The sequence below is a fragment of the Photorhabdus stackebrandtii genome, assembly GCF_011189495.1.
Classification (GTDB): domain Bacteria; phylum Pseudomonadota; class Gammaproteobacteria; order Enterobacterales; family Enterobacteriaceae; genus Photorhabdus; species Photorhabdus khanii.
This window is the reverse complement of sequence record NZ_PUJV01000124.1, coordinates 1-1,089: the sequence shown is the minus strand read 5'-3', so window position 1 is coordinate 1,089 and position 1,089 is coordinate 1. Positions and strand designations below refer to the sequence as shown.

Annotated in this window: 1 protein-coding gene; it reads right to left on the bottom strand. The window is 49.2% G+C overall.

Annotation, left to right across the window (positions count from 1 at the left end):
• Positions 1-9: 9 nt before the first annotated feature.
• Positions 10-1,029: an IS630 family transposase gene (locus C5470_RS21895; RefSeq protein ID WP_166291899.1), complete on the bottom strand. Its 1,020-nt coding sequence runs from the start codon at positions 1,027-1,029 to the stop codon at positions 10-12.
• Positions 1,030-1,089: the final 60 nt, after the last annotated feature.

The following is a 1,089-nucleotide window of genomic DNA, read 5'->3' as shown; positions in this document are numbered from 1 at the left end:
TATACCCACTTAACTTGAAGATGCAGGATTCAGAACCTGGAAGTTGTCATTAATACGGCACGACAAGTTCCCGGCCAGTTCCGGTAATATTTCCGTAAAAAAGCGATGTATTGCCTGTTTGAACAAGGTCGTCGAGGCGAAATAGTGGTTATTTCTGACTTGTTCATTCATCACCTTCCACAGCCTTTCTATCGGGTTCAGATTCGGGCTGTACGGTGGCAGGTAATGAAGCTCAATATTCATCACATAAGCCCAGTCTTTCACCAGCCTGCTTCGGTGGTAACCGGCTCCGTCAAGGATAATATGAACCTTCTGACTGACCGGATAGGTCTCACGGATGGCAATGAAAAACTCGGCGATGTGATAACTGTCGATACGGTCATACTCGCGTACGACCGTTTGACTAATCTCAGCCAGATTAAGGGCCCCCATCAGGTTCAGACGGGTACGGCTTCCCGTGGTTTTCTGACCTTTACGCATCCAGCCATAAGCCAGTTTCGTCCCTTGCGTGGGATGGACGCCATCAATGAACAGGATGGGCTCATGGTTTCCGGCTTCCTGCTTGAGTTTCCCGTAGGTTTCTATAAAGGCCCGCTGCTGTTCCGCGTTGAACTTGTGTGGCACGCCGGTCGGCTTTTTATAACTGAATCCCTTGTGGTGCAGCCATTTATTCATGCCGGGAACGGTGTAACGGATATCCCACGCTTCTTTGACAAGGCGGATAACCGCCTGTGTGGTGGGCAGAAGATTCGCGGTCAGATAAGCGATAAGTTCCTGAGTCTGTGTTTCGCTGAGATGGCTCTGAGAGCCGCCATTTTCGGGCTTGATTTTACGGTGATTAAGGTAATCGCTGATATGACGATTAACGGTCGTTTCATGAAGACGCAGGGCCTGAGCGATCATGACAGAACTCCAGCCCTCAGAGGCCAGGAGGACCGCTTTGATGCGATCACACACTCTCTTATCACGGCAGGTGTGATGGAGGTGTTCAAGTTCGGCTTTTTGTTCATCGGTAATGAATATTTTCATGACGGATACCCTGAACCTCATTTGGGCGAAAATCAAGCAGTTTCAATGAGCACAGGTATA

Bases quoted from the DNA above. Each gene is read 5' to 3' on its own strand.
- C5470_RS21895 (WP_166291899.1), bottom strand. From the start codon at position 1,029: ATGAAAATATTCATTACCGATGAACAAAAAGCCGAACTTGAACACCTC.